1 protein-coding gene is annotated in these 1,295 nt (G+C 45.6%); it reads left to right on the top strand.

Annotated features, from left to right (window positions below):
* The first annotated feature begins 85 nt into the window (after window positions 1-85).
* A complete protein-coding gene (locus BHU62_RS24540; protein ID WP_073534947.1) occupies window positions 86-1,267 on the top strand; it encodes an IS4 family transposase in 1,182 nt (393 codons plus the stop codon).
* The last annotated feature ends 28 nt before the right edge of the window (window positions 1,268-1,295 follow it).

Genomic DNA, 1,295 nt, shown 5'->3' with positions numbered 1-1,295 from the left:
GGGCTGAGGAATCCCCAGAAAAAAGAGACAGGCATAGCGTGATGTGATCTACTGATTCTTCCACAAATTCAATGAGATCACCGCTATGCCTGTACGTAAAGTATGCCAGAACTTTTTCAGGAATGCCTTAGCTCCATTTCATAAATACCGACAGAATGCCCTGATTGATGCAACGGTTGCCTTAATTAACGGTGCATCGCTGACGCTGACAGGCATCGGACGCTTTTTACCGGGACAGGCTCAGGTTAAAAATAAAATTAAACGTGTCGATCGTCTGCTGGGGAATGAAGCACTTCAGAAGGATACTCCAATGATTTTTAAACACATTATATCAATGCTGACCAGCAAGTTACCGTTATGTGTGATCGCCGTAGACTGGAGTGGTTATCCGTCTCAGGAACATCATGTTCTTCGCGCCAGTCTTCTATGCGACGGACGGGCAATTCCATTATTGAGTAAAGTAGTCCCTTCTCAGATGCAGAATAACTCTCTGATACAAAATCAGTTGCTTGATTCTCTCGCCGATGCCATATCTCCGGGTACCAGAGTGATCATCGTCACTGATGCCGGATTTCAAAGTTCATGGTTTCGGCATATCACATCTCTGGGCTGGGATTTTATCGGGCGGATAAGAAATAACGTTCAGTTCAGCCTCGAAGATAATCCTGATGACTGGTTGAAAGTATCAGACTGTATGGGGGATAAAATCCCGAAATATATGGGGGTAGGAACCCTGGTTAAAGAAAAGCAAAAAAGTATTCATGGACATTTTTATTTATACAAAAAATCATCCAAAGGCCGGAAAAGCAAGCGTCCGTTGTACGCTAAGGCAGATAAAGAACACCGCAGGTCGGCGCAGGAATCATGGTTAATTTTCAGCAACACAGACGAGTTCAGCCCCCGGGAAATCATGAAGTTATACAGCCGAAGGATGCAGATTGAGCAAAATTTTCGTGATGAGAAAAGTGAACGTTTCGGCTTTGGCCTTCGTGCCAGCTACAGCCGCTCAGCAGGACGCGTGCTGGTGCTTAGTCTGCTGGCGACACTGAGCACAATGGTGCTGTGGCTTCTGGGTTACCACGCTGAAAATCAAGGCTTACATCTGAGATACCAGGCCAACAGCCTCAAATCACGACGGGTTATATCATATCTGACGTTAGCGAAGAATGTCCTGCGACACTCCCCGCTAATTTTACGACGAACGATGCTGAGCACCATTCTAAACCACCTGGCGAAAACCTATAAAAATATGGTGTTGGTTTATTAGCAAGGATTTTATGGGGATCCCTCAGCCC

This window comes from Serratia marcescens (genome assembly GCF_001902635.1).
In the GTDB taxonomy this organism is placed as follows: domain Bacteria; phylum Pseudomonadota; class Gammaproteobacteria; order Enterobacterales; family Enterobacteriaceae; genus Serratia; species Serratia marcescens_F.
The sequence above is the reverse complement of the archived record's forward strand: the minus strand, read 5'-3'. Positions and strand labels throughout refer to the sequence as shown.